Annotated in this window: 14 protein-coding genes; all 14 read right to left on the bottom strand. The window is 44.6% G+C overall.

Annotated features, from left to right (window positions below; translation table 11 throughout):
• Nucleotides 1-7: 7 nt before the first annotated feature.
• Nucleotides 8-1,495, bottom strand: a complete 1,488-nt coding sequence (locus DXB63_RS04150) for a NuoM family protein (RefSeq protein ID WP_122125135.1) — start codon at nucleotides 1,493-1,495, stop codon at nucleotides 8-10.
• Nucleotides 1,496-1,723: 228 nt separating this feature from the next.
• Nucleotides 1,724-3,742 (bottom strand): NADH-quinone oxidoreductase subunit L, encoded by a 2,019-nt coding sequence (gene nuoL, locus DXB63_RS04145; RefSeq protein WP_122125134.1) that lies wholly within the window; start codon nucleotides 3,740-3,742, stop codon nucleotides 1,724-1,726.
• Between the two features lie 310 nt (nucleotides 3,743-4,052).
• Nucleotides 4,053-4,361 carry an NADH-quinone oxidoreductase subunit NuoK gene (gene nuoK, locus DXB63_RS04140; protein ID WP_122125133.1) on the bottom strand — a complete coding sequence of 103 codons (309 nt, stop codon included), beginning with the start codon at nucleotides 4,359-4,361 and terminating at the stop codon, nucleotides 4,053-4,055.
• Nucleotides 4,362-4,464: 103 nt separating this feature from the next.
• A complete protein-coding gene (locus DXB63_RS04135; protein WP_122125132.1) occupies nucleotides 4,465-4,974 on the bottom strand; it encodes an NADH-quinone oxidoreductase subunit J in 510 nt (169 codons plus the stop codon).
• 80 nt (nucleotides 4,975-5,054) lie between these two features.
• On the bottom strand, nucleotides 5,055-5,456 hold the full coding sequence (locus tag DXB63_RS04130) for an endonuclease domain-containing protein (RefSeq protein ID WP_122125131.1): 402 nt from the start codon (nucleotides 5,454-5,456) through the stop codon (nucleotides 5,055-5,057).
• 102 nt (nucleotides 5,457-5,558) lie between these two features.
• Entirely contained in the window at nucleotides 5,559-6,011 is a 453-nt protein-coding gene (locus DXB63_RS04125; RefSeq protein WP_122125130.1) for an NADH-quinone oxidoreductase subunit I, read from the bottom strand.
• Nucleotides 6,012-6,027: 16 nt separating this feature from the next.
• Nucleotides 6,028-7,104 (bottom strand): NADH-quinone oxidoreductase subunit NuoH, encoded by a 1,077-nt coding sequence (nuoH, locus tag DXB63_RS04120; protein WP_122125129.1) that lies wholly within the window; start codon nucleotides 7,102-7,104, stop codon nucleotides 6,028-6,030.
• 18 nt (nucleotides 7,105-7,122) lie between these two features.
• Nucleotides 7,123-8,757: an NADH-quinone oxidoreductase subunit C gene (locus DXB63_RS04115; RefSeq protein ID WP_122125128.1), complete on the bottom strand. Its 1,635-nt coding sequence runs from the start codon at nucleotides 8,755-8,757 to the stop codon at nucleotides 7,123-7,125.
• Nucleotides 8,754-9,413, bottom strand: coding sequence for an NADH-quinone oxidoreductase subunit B (locus tag DXB63_RS04110; RefSeq protein ID WP_122125127.1), 660 nt, complete (start codon nucleotides 9,411-9,413; stop codon nucleotides 8,754-8,756). Before DXB63_RS04110 ends, DXB63_RS04115 begins: the two co-directional genes overlap by 4 nt.
• Entirely contained in the window at nucleotides 9,404-9,754 is a 351-nt protein-coding gene (locus DXB63_RS04105; protein ID WP_122125126.1) for an NADH-quinone oxidoreductase subunit A, read from the bottom strand. Before DXB63_RS04105 ends, DXB63_RS04110 begins: the two co-directional genes overlap by 10 nt.
• Before the next feature lie 93 nt (nucleotides 9,755-9,847).
• Nucleotides 9,848-10,219 carry a hypothetical protein gene (locus tag DXB63_RS04100; RefSeq protein WP_122125125.1) on the bottom strand — a complete coding sequence of 124 codons (372 nt, stop codon included), beginning with the start codon at nucleotides 10,217-10,219 and terminating at the stop codon, nucleotides 9,848-9,850.
• A gap of 79 nt (nucleotides 10,220-10,298) precedes the next feature.
• Nucleotides 10,299-11,753, bottom strand: coding sequence for a TrkH family potassium uptake protein (locus DXB63_RS04095; RefSeq protein ID WP_122125124.1), 1,455 nt, complete (start codon nucleotides 11,751-11,753; stop codon nucleotides 10,299-10,301).
• 9 nt (nucleotides 11,754-11,762) lie between these two features.
• Nucleotides 11,763-13,103, bottom strand: coding sequence for a Trk system potassium transporter TrkA (trkA, locus tag DXB63_RS04090; RefSeq protein ID WP_122125123.1), 1,341 nt, complete (start codon nucleotides 13,101-13,103; stop codon nucleotides 11,763-11,765).
• A 9-nt stretch (nucleotides 13,104-13,112) separates the two neighbouring features.
• Nucleotides 13,113-15,062, bottom strand: coding sequence for a 1-deoxy-D-xylulose-5-phosphate synthase (dxs, locus tag DXB63_RS04085; RefSeq protein ID WP_122125122.1), 1,950 nt, complete (start codon nucleotides 15,060-15,062; stop codon nucleotides 13,113-13,115).
• Between the last annotated feature and the right edge of the window lie 22 nt (nucleotides 15,063-15,084).

Genomic DNA, 15,084 nt, shown 5'->3' with positions numbered 1-15,084 from the left:
ATTGTATTTAGTTGAGAGTTAAGTGTGAAACAATAGGTAATACACTCTCATGTATCATGTCGCTGATCCAGAACGGAGCCATACCCAGTCCGGCAACGGCGATAATCAGGCAGATAACCGCTACCCGTTCGTCCCATGTGGCATCGGTCAGTTTCAGATGATGCTTGTTCGTACATGTTCCGTAAAGAATCTTACCGACTACACGGAGGATATAGACTGCCGTAATCACGATAGAGGTACAAGCGATGATCGTTACCGTGCGGTGGAATACATCGTTGTCCATGAACGCACCGTTAAAGATAGTCATCTCGGCAACAAAACCGCTCAATCCCGGCAGACCTAAGTTGGCAAGTCCGGCAATGACATAACCTACGGCAAGGAACGGCATGATTTTCATCAGTCCGCCCAATTCGCGTACATCACGTGTATGTGTCCTTCCGTATATCATACCGATAAGGGCGAAGAACAAAGCAGTCATCAATCCGTGTGACAACATCTGTAGGATAGCACCTGTGCCGGCGGTAGTGTTCATCATCAGGATGGCGAAAAGCACCAGCCCGCAGTGGCTTACGGATGAATAGGCGTTGATATATTTCAAGTCGGTCTGTACGCAGGCGGAGAATGCTCCGTACACCACAGAAATGGTGGTCAGGATAATAAATATCCAGCTTAGTTCCTGTGCGGCTTCCGGCATCAGGTACATGGCAACCCGGAAACAACCGTAACCTCCCAGCTTCATCAATACTCCGGCATGGAGCATGGATACTGCCGTAGGAGCTGAAGCGTGACCGTCGGGACTCCATGTGTGGAAAGGGAACAACGCTCCCAATACGCCGAATCCAAGGAAAGTAAGCGGGAACCAAATGCATTGTTGTTCGAATGGAATGTTATGCAGTCGGGCTATCTCAAGGATGTTCATCGTGGTGGCTCCCGAGCCGAAATAGATGCCGAGTATGCCGATCAGCAACAATGCCGAACCTCCCATCAGCATCAATGTCAGTTTCATGGCGGCATATTCTTTCTTGCCGCTGCCCCATACGCCGATTAACAGATACATGGGAATAAGGGCGACTTCATAGAACATGAACATGGTGAACAGGTCTATTGAGATGAAGAACCCGAATACTCCGACGGTCAACAGGCAGAACCAAAGGAAATACTCCTTAGTGAGCGGTTGTAGCTTCCATGAAGCAAACGTTCCGGTAAAAACGATAATAGACGAAAGTAATATCATGGCAACGGAGATACCGTCTACCCCGATGGCATAATGTATGTTAAGGGGAGCGTACCACACGTAGCTGTCCGTGAACAGCATCTCGGCAGTGTTCCCGCCGTTGCGTTCGTCAAGGTACATAAATACGAGCGCAGCTGCCAGTCCTAACAGGATAGTAGAGCCTGCCACCATCACCCCTCGTATCTGATAGATGCTTTTACTCAGCCATAAACCAAGCAGCATCAGTAGGGGAATCAGTATAAATAAACTTAGTATGTTCATAATAGGTTATAATTATTAATCTTGTTATCTTATCAGTCCTTGAAGAACTCCCTCCCCCCTTCGGGGTACTCCCTCTATAAACAGAGGGAGAGGGGTCTCAGACCCTCTTGTTCCCCCGCTCGAGCGGGGGGTAGGGGGTGTGTGAATCTTCTTTCATCCATTAAGCGGTGAAGGAAATTTCACACACCCCTCAATCCCCGCTCAAGCAGGGAGGCTTGAATACCGCCGCTATATCATCAACAGCAGCAGCACCAATGCCAGTGCACCACCCAAGAACACGATTGTATATTGCTGGATGTTACCGCTTTGCCAACCGCGTATCTCTTCACTCGTAGCATTGGTACTCCATGCCATGAAGTTCATGAACTGGTCTATTACATGACGGTCAAACCATGCGATAGGCGTGGAGATACAACGGAAGATGATTTTATGTGTGATAAACTGGTATATTTCGTCTATATAGAAACGATGGTAAGCGGCTTTGTGTAACCCGCTGAATGTGCGTGCCAGTTTATCGGCAATCGGCTGCTTGGCACGGGCATACATAAGCGTTGCTATGGCAATGGAGATTACCGCGATACATACACTCGTGACAGCTACTTGCATATCCAGATGGATGGTATAGGCTTCACCGTTGCTGCTCACGAAGTCGCCGAAGGGGATGAACCCCGCCACGCAAGTAACGATAGCAAGGAAGATTAACGGAATGGTCATCGTCAGTGGTGCTTCATGTGGAACATGATGAGGATTTACACACCCCCTGCCCCCGCTCAAGCGGGGGTACACATCCGCAGGTTCCCCCGCTTGAGCGGGGGTAGGGGGTGTGTGAACACCGCTTGCCGAATCGGAGGCATGCCGTGCATGCTCGCTTGTCGAGTCGGAAGCATGCCGTGCATGCCCCCAGAAGATGCAATAATATAGCCGGAACATATAGAAAGCCGTCATTGCCGCAATCACCGTCATCACCCAACCCATCACGGGGCTGAACTCGAAGCAGGCGGTCAGAATCTCATCCTTGGAGAAGAAACCGGAGAACGGGGGAATGCCCGATATGGCAAGACAGGCGATAAGGAACGTGATGTGCGTGATAGGCATATACTTACGCAGACCTCCCATGGCGGACATCTCGTTGCTATGCACAGCGTGGATGATACAACCTGCTCCCAAGAATAGCAATGCTTTGAACATGGCGTGGGTGAACAGATGGAACATACTTGCCATATAACCCAAACCGCCTTCATGGGGATTCATCGACGTGCAGACACCGAGTGCCACAATCATAAAACCTATCTGTGAGATGGTAGAGAACGCCAGCACACGTTTGATGTCGCTCTGCACACAAGCTACGGCTGCTGCGTAGAATGCGGTGAATGCTCCGATATAGGCAATCCAGTGAAGCACATCCGGTGCATAACCTATATAGAGCGGAAACATACGTGCCACCAAGTAAACTCCGGCTACTACCATCGTGGCGGCATGAATCAGGGCACTGACGGGGGTAGGGCCCTCCATAGCATCCGGCAACCAGATGTGCAACGGGAACATGGCACTCTTACCGGCGCCTCCGATGAACATCAATCCCAATGCCAGAGGTATCATTGCCCCTGCGGTGGCAAGCGCCTGAAGTTGCGGGGTGAACGAGAACGTCTCTGCATAGTATCCGTAAAACAGGATACCGATAAGGAAACCCAAGTCGGCAAAGCGAGTGACGATGAACGCTTTCTTGCTTGCGGCGATAGCTTCCGGTTTGGTGTAGTAAAACCCGATAAGCAGATAAGAAGATACACCCACCAGCTCCCAAAACAGGTACATCTGGAAGATATTTGTTGCTACTACCAGCCCCAGCATACTCATTGTAAAGAGTGACAGGAAGGCATAGTAGCGTTGGAATCCCCGCTCTCCTTTCATATACCCGAAAGAGTAGATGTGTACCATCAGTGACACGGTGGAAATCACCACCAGCATCATCACGGAGATAGGGTCCAAGAGTATTCCCAAGTCAATGTGCAGCGTCTCCGTGAAAGGCAACCACACCATATTATAAGGTATCAGGGTAGGGAAGACGCCGCCGGCATCGCGTCCGCCTGTGAAATAGGCGAAAGCGGTGTAGTAACTCAGCACGGCAACTACTCCCAATACCATCGTACCGATGGCTCCTGCCATGCGGTTGGACATCTTCATACCCGCCAGTCCCAATAGCAGGAAGCTAAGGAAAGGTAGTATGAGTATCAGTATTGTATATTCCATAATCTATATAAGTATTTAATCGTTTGTTACTAATAGGATGTGTTAAAAGTATCTTAGCTCCCCCGCTTGAGCGGGGGTAGGGTGTGTGTGAATCTTCTCTGCTGTGTATGCACGGGGGAGATTTCATACACCCCTCAATCCCCGCTCAAGCGGGGAGGCTTGGTTACTTCGACTTTTTGCGTCTCCCCTATGCGGAAGCATCCCCACTTCCTTATAATGTACAGGGTACGTGACCTTATGTGTTCATGGGTATGTGACCTTATGTGGTCATGTATAGGTGAACATACGTGTTCATGTCGACCAAACTCTTTCATCCCTGCATCTCATTCATGTTCTTCACCTGAATATTGCGTATATTCCGGTAAATATTGATGATGATGGCAATCGCCACAGCCGTCTCCGCCGCACTGACTCCGATGGCAAATAGGGCAAAGAAGAAGCCTTCCAATTGTCCCGGAAACAGGAAACGGTTGAATACAACGAAGTTGATATCTACCGAGTTGAGAATCAACTCTACCGAAATCAGCATTGCAAGCAGGTTGCGACGTGTGAAGAATCCGTAGATTCCTGCAAACATCATGATGGTGGATACCACCAAATAATATTCCATGTGTATCATAATCTCATAAGTTAATAATTAATAGTTAAGGAATTAATAATGTCCGCATACTCTTCTTTATTATCCCTCATTATTAATCGTTCATTATTCATTGTTAATTCTCTCATCGCTTCCGGGCGATAAGGATACCTCCGATGATACATGCCAGCAACAGAATGCTGATTACCTCGAAAGGCAGAATGTATCCGTATTTATCTCCGCTCATCAATGCGTGTCCGATGGTACGAAGTTCAAGTTCCCCGTGTTCGAAATAGGAAGGCAGATAGTTATTCTTCAATGTAATGAACAGGCAAATACCCAATCCTGCCAATGTGGTAATGAACCCGGCAAGCATTTTAGAGTTCTTCAGCTTCTCCGCCTTATCTCCCTGACTGGAAGTGAGCAGGATGGAGAATACATAAAGTACCGTGATACCTCCTGCATAGATCAAAAGCTGCACCGCTCCAAGGAAGGAGTAGTTGAGCTGAAAGTAGATACCTGCCGTACCGAATAGCACAAACAACAGGTAAGTGGCCGAACGCAGAATCCTCTTCGTGGTAACGGCAAGTATGGAGCAAACGCTCATAAATACCGCCAATATGAGGAATACAATAAGTTCCAGTGTTATTTCCATTATTATATTGTTTATTGTTTTATCTTATTCTTGTCTTTCCCCCCCGCTTGAGCGGGGGTAGGGGGTGTGTGAATCTTCTTTCATCCGTCAAGCGGTGGGGGAATCTTCTTCCCATAGATACTCACCCTCTCCTGTATCACGAATTTTATCTCCCGCAATACATTCCGCATATCATTCATCACCTCACCATCCGGAAAGCGCAGAACTCGTATGCCCAAACTGTTCAGATAGCGTTCTTTGACGGCGTCTTTATCCATCACTTCTTCGCTGTCGTGTGATAGTCCGTCAAGCTCAATGGCAAGATGTAGCTCCTTGCAGTAGAAGTCGGCGATGTAGTCACCGATGGGCTTTTGGCGTAGGAACTTGTGTCCGGCTACCTTCCGCCCTTTCAACTGTTCCCACAGTTTAGCTTCGGATTGTGTGCATTGCTGCCTTAGTTCCGATGCCAATTGCTTTAGTCCTTTCTTGTAGGTTATTACCATATTGATATGTTGTTAAATATATGCTTGGGGACAATTCATACACCCTTTAATGAGAATTTACACACCCCCTATCCCCCGCTCAAGCGGGGGGACTTGATTACTTTATCCATTCAGCACCTTCACCAGCTTCTCTCTCTCATAAACGGAATGTTCAAATTCCTGGTCGAACCTGATAGCATCGTGCGGACAAGCGTTCACGCACAGTTGGCAAAACATACATGCACCGAGGTCGTATTCGTAACGGACGAGCCGTTTCTTTTTCTTCCCGGTCTCGGCATCTTCCACCGTCTCCGTCGTAATATGAATCGTATCGTTCGGACAAGCCATCTGGCACAATCCGCAGGCAATACATTTATTATTGCCTTCCGCATCGTGAGGCATATTCAGTGTACCACGGAAACGGTCGAACATCTGCAATGTATCCCGGTTCTCCGGATATTGCTCGGTAACCTTCTTGGTAAAGAACTCGGTGACAGTCACCTTCATTCCCGTCAGCAGTGTGCTCACTCCGTGAACAAGTCCGCCTAAATAAGTATATTCTTTATTATTACTCATACTCTATTCTCCTTCTTTAAAAGTGCCATCCGAATACCACACATATTACCATCAATAATAAGTTGAACAATCCTATCGGTACAAGGTATTTCCATTCCAGTGTAAGGATCTGGTCGATACGTAAACGCGGGAATGTCCATTTTATCCACATCAACAGCCATACCACGAAGAATGCCTTGGCAAAGAACCAGATGAATCCGGGTATATAGTCCATTATTTGGTTAAACCCGTCCAACCCTACAATGTGGAAAGGCATCCATCCCCCCAAGAAGATTGTAGCGGCTACGGCTGCCACGATAAAGAGGTTGACAAATTCCGCTACATAGAACAGACCGAAGTGCATACCTGAATATTCCGTATGGTATCCGGCGGTCAGTTCCGACTCCGCTTCCGGTAAATCGAACGGTCCGCGGTTCACCTCCGCGTTTCCGGCTATCAGGTAAATGATGAAAGCTATCACGGCAGGGATATGCCCTTTGAAGATAAACCATCCGTCGGCCTGACGTTCTACAATCTGGCTGAACTGCATGGTATCTGTCAGTACTACAATGGTCAGAATAGAGAGTCCCACGGACAACTCGTAACTAATCATTTGTGCACCGCTTCGCATCGCTCCGATGAGTGAGTATTTGTTATTGGAACTCCATCCTGCCAGCAGGATACCTACCACACCGATGGAAGAAGCAGCCATAAGGAAGAATACGCCTACATTGAAGTCTAATATCTCCATGCCTTTATTGATAGGCAGACAGGCGAATGCCATGATGGAAGCAAGAATCACAATGTAAGGTGCAAGGTTATAAAGGAATTTATCTGCGTGGCGGATGGTGATAATCTCTTTTATCAACATCTTGAATACATCGGCAAATACTTGTATGGTACCGTAAGGACCTACACGCATCGGGCCGAGTCGGCATTGGAAAGCAGCGCATACCTTACGTTCCATGAATATCATGATGATAGCAATTACTGCATATGCCAACATCAGACAGACGCCGATAACTACACATTCGATGAATATTGCCAGCCCCGTAGGCATGACGGAAGTAAGCATCCCGTGTATCCAGCTTGTTACTATACTAAAATCAAACATAATTGTATATCTTTATATTTAACGGTCAATATCAGGTACTACATAATCCAGTGTTCCTCCGATAGCTATCAGGTCGGCAATCTTTGCTCCCCGGCAAATGGTATCCATACAAGATACCAGCGGTAATCCGGTACTGCGGAACTTCATACGGTAAGGAGACTTGTCTCCACGGCTTTCGATATATACGCCGAACTCTCCACGACTGCCTTCTACTGCTGCATAGTAACTGCCTTCGGGGATACGGATAATGGGTTTCATCTTTAACTGGTAATCTCCTTCCGGGATGTTATCGATCAGTTGCTCGATGATATTCATACTTTCTACGATTTCGTCCATACGCACCATATAGCGTGCAAAGCAGTCGCCTTCATTATAAACGATCTCTTTGAAATCCACTTTATCATATACTCCGTAAGGCAAACGTTTACGCACATCACATGCCCAGCCGGAGGCACGTCCTGTACCACCGGTCGCACCGAATGAGACGGCATCTTCACGGCTTAGGATACCGACACCTTTCAGACGTGTCTGTGCGATAATATTTCCGGTAAACACTTCATGGTATTCGCGAAGTTTCGGACGCATATAAGTAATGAAATCCTTTATACGTGTTACGAAGTTCGGGTGTATGTCGGCTTGTACGCCTCCGATTGTGTTATAGTTCAGGATCAATCGTCCTCCACAAGTTTCCTCGAATATATCCAGTATCTTTTCACGGTCACGGAAACCATAGAAGAAAGCTGTCAAAGCTCCCATATCCATGCAGAGGCAAGAGAAGAACAGCAAGTGGGAATCGATACGTTGAAGTTCATCCATAATCGTACGAATATACTTCACACGGTCTGATACCTCTACTCCTAACCCTTTTTCTATGCACATACAGAGTGCATGGCGGTTTTGCATTGCTCCCAGATAATCCATACGGTCTGTTAATGCCAGAGTTTGAGGGTAAGTGAGGCTTTCGCACATCTTCTCTATTCCGCGATGGATATATCCGCAGTGTACATCGAGTTTCTTAATGATTTCTCCTTCCAATGATACGCGGAAACGAAGTACACCATGTGTTGCCGGGTGTTGAGGCCCTACATTGATAACGTATTCATCCTCTTCGAACAGAACGTTGCGTTTGCGAATGATACTTCCATCCGGTTGGAGCTCTATGCTCGGGACATCATCTTTTGCCACTTCATTACTCATGCGCAACGGATTGATTTCTTCGCTGTCATCGTAGTCCTTGCGAAGTGGATGACCTACCCAATCATCACGCAGATAAAGGCGTCGCATATCCGGATGGTTTATAAAACGAATGCCGAAGTAGTCGAATACTTCACGTTCATTTAGTTCTGCTGCTTTCCAAATATCACAGACAGATGGTAATCCGCACTTTTCTCTACCGGGAGTCAATACGCGAAAGATTAATTGGTGTCCAAACTCTGTAGACTCCAAATGATAGACTACTCCGAATCCATTTTCCCCGTAATCCATTCCGGTGAGGCTGCGGAGAAAGTCGAACTTCAGATCTTTATCCTCTTTAATCGCTATTGCAAAATCACGAAACTGCTCTACAGGAATAGTCCACATACCATCTCCTGCTTCGGAATAGGTAGCGTCGGGAACTAATGCTATGATTTTATCTTTTATATTCGTACTCATCTCTTTTCTTCTCTTACTTCTTCTACATTCAGTTCATCTTTTACAGAGGTAAGGTCTTCTTCCATCAGCTTAGCATATTCTTTTTTGCTGACTTGACGGTTTACTCCACCAAAGAACTTTTCTAATTTTACTTTACGTTGTAATTGCATCATTCCGTAGAGCATGGCTTCCGGACGTGGAGGGCATCCCGGTATATATACATCTACCGGTAATATTTTATCGACTCCTTTCACTACATGATAAGACTTCTTGAATGGTCCTCCTGAAATAGCACAACCACCTACGGCTATTACGTATTTCGGATCGGCCATCTGGTCGTATAGTCGTTTTAATACCGGAGCCATTTTGTTTGTAATGGTGCCTGCCACCATGATAAAGTCTGCCTGACGCGGACTGGCACGTGCTACTTCAAACCCGAAGCGGGCAAAATCATACCGTGCAGCTCCCACTGCCATGAATTCAATACCACAGCAACTGGTTGCGAATGTAAGCGGCCAAAGGCTATTGCTTCGCCCCCAATTGATAAGGTCGTCAAGACACCCGACGATAACGTTTGTTCCGTTTTCATTGAGTTCTTTGACCATTTTTTCCAAATACTCATTATCGTTGAAGTCTTCATATTGCATGGACTTTATTTTCGGCTTCTTTATTTCCATTCCAATGCTCCTTTCTTCCAGGCATAAGCCAATCCTAATACCAAAATAACTAAAAAGAAAATGATACTAACCAGACCGTAAACTCCTAAGTCTTGCACGACAACAGCCCATGGGAATAAAAACACGGTTTCCACATCGAACATGAGGAACAAGATGGCAAAGAGGTAATAACCTACCTTAAATTGCATCCATGATTTACCTCTCGTCGGGATTCCACACTCGTAAGCTTCACCTTTTTGCGGATTGTATGAACGTGGCGAAATAGCGCGGGCAATACCTAATGCGATAGCTACTAATGCTATGGCTGTTAGTATCACAACAATTAATAATGTAAAATACATAACCTATTGTGTTTAGATTGATTTTATAAAAATAAATAGATAATGAAATACGCTTTATCTCATTATTTATAATCGGATAGTGATATTAAAGTCTCAAATAATAATCTTTTCCAGCGTATATATATAGTACCCGACAGGATCAGGATGCAGGTGTGCATAGATCGAATTGCTGAGTAAATATGCTGATTTTACTGTACTTTTATAGTCATTAAGCTTGGATAGTATCTTGATAGCACATTTCAAGTCATAGGATTGGCTATCTATTGAGATGGCTTCACGAGGTGTGTTTGAATAAATGTAATATAGAAAACGGACTGCATTATGAGTTGCCTCTTCTTGGGATATGATATATGAAACATCAGATCTTTTTTCAAAGGTTCTGATAGGAGTGTATGCTTTCATTGCTATGGCATTTAGCAATAAAAATAAGAGGCCGAGTAAGCAGTATTTTATTTGTTGTTTCATACATTTCTCCTTTGCGGCTGCAAATATACAACTAAATTCTTGTAAAATGCAATCTCTATATGACAAAATATTCAATATGTTACCGCTTTCTCCAAAATGCGGGAGTAAATAATAGCAATACAGAGAACAACTCCAAACGTCCGATCAGCATTAAGAATGATAATATCCATTTGGCAATATCCGGTAACCCACTCCATGAATAAGCCGGTCCGCAAAGTCCTAACCCCGGTCCGACGTTACCAATGCTGGATACCACGATGCTGAACGATTCGCTGAATCCTATACCCAAAGCCATCATAATAAGCCAACCGATAGCAATTAAAGCTATATATATAAAGGTAAATGCTAAAACGGTAGAACGAATGGGAGACGAAACTACCTGCTTGTTAATTCTCACAGGGAGTACGGCGTTCGGATGTAGAATATGTTTAAACTCGTTGCGCGCTGTTTTTGCAAGAATCACCATACGGATGCTTTTAATAGCACCTGCTGTAGAACCGGCACAACCTCCGAAAAACATGGTAAAGCCCATCAGAGTCCATAAGAACGGTATCCATGTCATATAATCGGCTGAAGCAAACCCTGTTGTGGTATGTAGTGAAATGACTTGGAATAATGCTTTTCGGAATGATTCTTCCGTATCCATAGGACTGCTTAATATCAATCCGATAGTTGTAATGGCTGTGAGGATGAATACTGAGGAAGCGTACCATTTAAGTTCTGCATCGTTGAAGAACCGCTTAATCTTTCCTTTCATGAACAGGAGAAACAACAAAGTAAAGTTTACTCCTGACAGGAACATGAAAATAGCGACAATATATTCTATATAAGCAGAATGATAGAAAGCGATGCTGTTTTGTTTGGTGGAATATCCTCCTGTGGCTGTCGTTGTCATGGAATGACAAATACCATCAAACCAATCCATTCCTCCTAACATGAGTAATACTGTTTCAGTCAAAGTCAAACCTAAGTAAATACTCCATATCCATTTGGCGGTTACACCTATTCGGGGATGTACTTTGTCGTGTTTAACTCCGGTAGCTTCTGCCGCAAAAAGTTGTACACCGCCAACGCCGAATATCGGTAATACGGCAATAGTGAAAAATACGATTCCCAAACCGCCTATCCACTGTGTAAGGCTACGCCAAAATAATAATCCGTGTGGTAAGGATTCTATGTCGTCTAGGATCGTTGCGCCGGTTGTAGTAAAACCCGACATGGTTTCAAAGAAGGCGTCGGTTATATTAGGTATATATCCGCTGATATAAAAAGGTAACATGCCGAAGAGGGAAAAAAGCACCCATGCTGAGCTGACAATGATATATCCGTCTCTACGACTCAATCCTTTTTCGGCGTTGCGCCCCATGAAAGTAAGGATAATGCCTACTAATGTGGTGATACCTGCGGTGATAAGAAAGTCATCCGTATCGCTTTCCTTATAGATCAATGTAATTCCCACACAACACAATATCATGGCTGCTTCGATGAAAAGCAGGAAGCCCATGATTTTGTATATCATCTTAGCGTTAATCATCTGTGTTGCTTAATTAAAGTATTTTTCTACTTTCTTTATCATCATACCAAGACAGAAAACAACGACATGGTCGTTTGGTAATATCTGAGTGTCTCCTGTTACCACAATACCTTCTCCTTTACGAATTAATCCACCGATGGTGGCCCCTTTGGGCAGTCCTAAATCCTTTACTAAATGTTTGGTCACTTTAGAGTGTTCGTTCACTGTAAATTCCGCTACATCGGCATTGGCAAATGTGAGACATTTCACATTAGAGACATCTGCATCCAGCATCATTTGGTAGATATGGCTTGCCGCAATCATCTTCTTATTGATGACCGTACCGATGTCAAGACTTTCTGCCATACTGATATAATCAATATTTTCTACTTCTGCTACTGTTTTTCTTACCCCCATACGTTTAGCGGCAAGACAGGCAAGAATATTAGTTTCCGAATTACCGGTCAGTGCTACGAATGCTTCGGTGTTTTTTATACCTTCTTCCACAAGCAAGTTCATATCCCGGCCGTCTCCATTGATAATCATAACTTTGTCATCCAACAATTCAGTCAGGCGGTTGCAACGGATGTAATCATTCTCTATGATTTTTACTTGCATATAATCCGGTACATATTGAGCTGTACGTACGGCGATACGACTTCCACCCATAATCATGACGTTACGTACATCCGCATAGTCTTCTTTACCGGCTATTTTGCGAATATAGGGAATGTATTTCTTGGTTGTTGTGAAATAGACGATATCATATAGCTTGACTACATCGTCTCCGCGTGGGATGATGGTTTCATTACCCCGTTTGATGGCAACGATATGGAAAGGAGTGTTCGGGCCTCCTATTTTACTTAACGGTATGTCTAATATTTCCGCCGTTTCTCTCATTTTGGTCCCGATCAATATCAATGCTCCTCCGCAAAATTCCCACCATTGCCGTATCCAACTCATTCGTACAGAGGCCACAATTTCTTTAGCAGCCAGCATTTCTGGGTAAATCAATGAATCTACCCCTAACTTTTGAAAGAATTCTTTATGCTTGGGTAATAGATATTCGTAATTATCGATACGGGCAACGGTTTTTTTTGCTCCCAGATTGGTGGCCAGCATACAGGCTGTCATGTTCCGACTTTCGTCCGGAGTTACGGCTACAAACAAATTCGCTCCTGCTACACCGGATTCTTTTAATCCGGCAATTGAAGAAGGGGAGGCCGCTACTGTCATCAAATCAAAATCTGCGTCCAGTTTGCTCAACTTTTCTTCATCATCATCCATCAGGATAATATCCTGTTTCTCTCCGGAAAGGAGTTTGGCTAAATGCGTGCCAACTGCTCCGGCTCCTGCAATAATAATTTTCATGTTAAATTATTAATTGGTTAATTGCTTGCTCAAAAGTTGTGTATCCATGACGGGCATATCATCATGCATGACCAATAAGGTGTTATAAATACTTTCTTCATCCATGCCACATAGTTCATATAACTCATTCACACTTCCGTGTTCAATGAAATGGTCAGGCAGTCCTATTCTTCTTATAAATGGCGTATAGTGATAATCTGCCATAAATTCAAGAATGGCAGTTCCCATTCCTCCTTTCAGAACACCGTCTTCAATGGTTAATATTCGACTGAACTTTATTCCTACCTCGTGTAGCAATTCTTCGTCTAAAGGTTTCAGGAAGCGCAGGTCGTAATGGGCGATACTTAAACCGTTTGCTTCCGCTTTACTGATAGCTCCGGCAGCGATATTACCTATCGGACCGATTGTAATCACTGCAATGTCATTACCGTTTTTTAGTTTACGGCCTTTTCCTATCTCAATAGCTTCTAATGGGCATTTCCAGTCTACCAGATTTCCTCTACCTCTTGGATAGCGAATCACAAACGGACCTTTGTCGGGTAATTGTGCCGTATACATTAATCTTCTCAACTCATGTTCATTATAAGGTGAGGCTATGGTTAGATTCGGGATAGAACGCATATATGCCAAATCGAAGGCTCCGTGATGAGTGGGACCATCTTCACCTACAAGTCCGGCACGGTCCAGACAAAATACGACGTTCAGTTTTTGTATGGCAACATCATGTATAACATTATCATAAGCTCTCTGCATGAAAGAGGAGTAGATGTTACAAAACGGAAGTAAACCTTCTTTTGCCATTCCGCCGGAAAAGGTTACAGCGTGTCCTTCTGCGATGCCCACATCAAATGCTCTGTCCGGCATTTCTTTCATCAGTATATTCATGGAACATCCTGTTGGCATAGCGGGAGTGACCCCTACTATCTTGTTGTTTTGTTTAGCTAACTCTAACAACGTATATCCGAATACATCCTGAAATAATGGAGGCATTCCATGTGTGTCGGTAATAATCCGCTCTCCTGTGGCCGGATCGAATTTACCGGGTGCATGCCAAATGGTTGCCGCTTTTTCTGCCGGCTTGAATCCTTTTCCTTTGACAGTATGCAAATGTAGGATCTTGGGACCTTTCATGTCTTTTATATCTCTCAATACTCTGATCAGATTTTTCACATCATGTCCGTCGAAAGGTCCGAAATAGCGGATGTTCATCCCTTCAAAAATATTTTGCTGCTGTGAAAGCATTGATTTGAGGCTGTTATTGAAACGAATCAGACTTTTACGCCTCTGTTCGTTCAGTATTCCCCATTTGGAGAACAATTGAGACAGTTTGAACCGGATACGATTATATCGGTTGGTAGTTGTCAGGTTCAGCAAATATTGCTTCATGCCACCCACACTCCGGTCGATAGACATATTGTTGTCATTCAAGATAATCAGCATGTCATTAGGAGTGGAGGAAGTATTATTTAGTCCTTCAAAAGCTAGTCCGCCACTCATGGAACCGTCTCCTATCACTGCTATCACGTGTCTGTTGTTCTCTCCTTTTTCTTTTGCGGCAACAGCCATTCCTAACGCGACGGAAATAGAATTGGATGCATGCCCGCAAGTAAAAGTATCATATTCGCTCTCTTCCGGTGAAGGGAAAGGACGTATTCCTTTGAATTTACGGTTTGTGGCAAAAGCTTCCCGTCTGCCGGTCAGTATCTTATGACCATAGGCTTGGTGTCCTACGTCCCAGACGATTCTATCGTATGGGGTATTGAATACATAATGTAATGCTACGGTAAGTTCTACAACTCCAAGACTGGCGGCGAAATGTCCGGGATTACATGAAAGTTCTTTTATGATGTCTTGCCTCAGTTCCTTACACACTTCGGGTAAAGAATCTACGCTTAATTTGCGCAAATCCTCCGGTGTGTTAATGCCATTTAGCAAGTTATATGTAGGTTCTGTCTTCATTATTAGGACAAATTTATCGCAA

It is taken from the genome of Bacteroides sp. OM05-12 (genome assembly GCF_003438995.1).
Taxonomy (GTDB): domain Bacteria; phylum Bacteroidota; class Bacteroidia; order Bacteroidales; family Bacteroidaceae; genus Bacteroides.
This window is presented reverse-complemented; position numbering and strand designations above follow the sequence as displayed.

Coding starts and splice junctions, on each gene's coding strand:
- DXB63_RS04150 (WP_122125135.1), bottom strand. CDS start 1,495: ATGAACATACTAAGTTTATTTATACTGATTCCCCTACTGATGCTGCTT.
- nuoL (WP_122125134.1), bottom strand. CDS start 3,742: ATGGAATATACAATACTGATACTCATACTACCTTTCCTTAGCTTCCTG.
- nuoK (WP_122125133.1), bottom strand. CDS start 4,361: ATGATACACATGGAATATTATTTGGTGGTATCCACCATCATGATGTTT.
- DXB63_RS04135 (WP_122125132.1), bottom strand. CDS start 4,974: ATGGAAATAACACTGGAACTTATTGTATTCCTCATATTGGCGGTATTT.
- DXB63_RS04130 (WP_122125131.1), bottom strand. CDS start 5,456: ATGGTAATAACCTACAAGAAAGGACTAAAGCAATTGGCATCGGAACTA.
- DXB63_RS04125 (WP_122125130.1), bottom strand. CDS start 6,011: ATGAGTAATAATAAAGAATATACTTATTTAGGCGGACTTGTTCACGGA.
- nuoH (WP_122125129.1), bottom strand. CDS start 7,104: ATGTTTGATTTTAGTATAGTAACAAGCTGGATACACGGGATGCTTACT.
- DXB63_RS04115 (WP_122125128.1), bottom strand. CDS start 8,757: ATGAGTACGAATATAAAAGATAAAATCATAGCATTAGTTCCCGACGCT.
- DXB63_RS04110 (WP_122125127.1), bottom strand. CDS start 9,413: ATGGAAATAAAGAAGCCGAAAATAAAGTCCATGCAATATGAAGACTTC.
- DXB63_RS04105 (WP_122125126.1), bottom strand. CDS start 9,754: ATGTATTTTACATTATTAATTGTTGTGATACTAACAGCCATAGCATTA.
- DXB63_RS04100 (WP_122125125.1), bottom strand. CDS start 10,219: ATGAAACAACAAATAAAATACTGCTTACTCGGCCTCTTATTTTTATTG.
- DXB63_RS04095 (WP_122125124.1), bottom strand. CDS start 11,753: ATGATTAACGCTAAGATGATATACAAAATCATGGGCTTCCTGCTTTTC.
- trkA (WP_122125123.1), bottom strand. CDS start 13,103: ATGAAAATTATTATTGCAGGAGCCGGAGCAGTTGGCACGCATTTAGCC.
- dxs (WP_122125122.1), bottom strand. CDS start 15,062: ATGAAGACAGAACCTACATATAACTTGCTAAATGGCATTAACACACCG.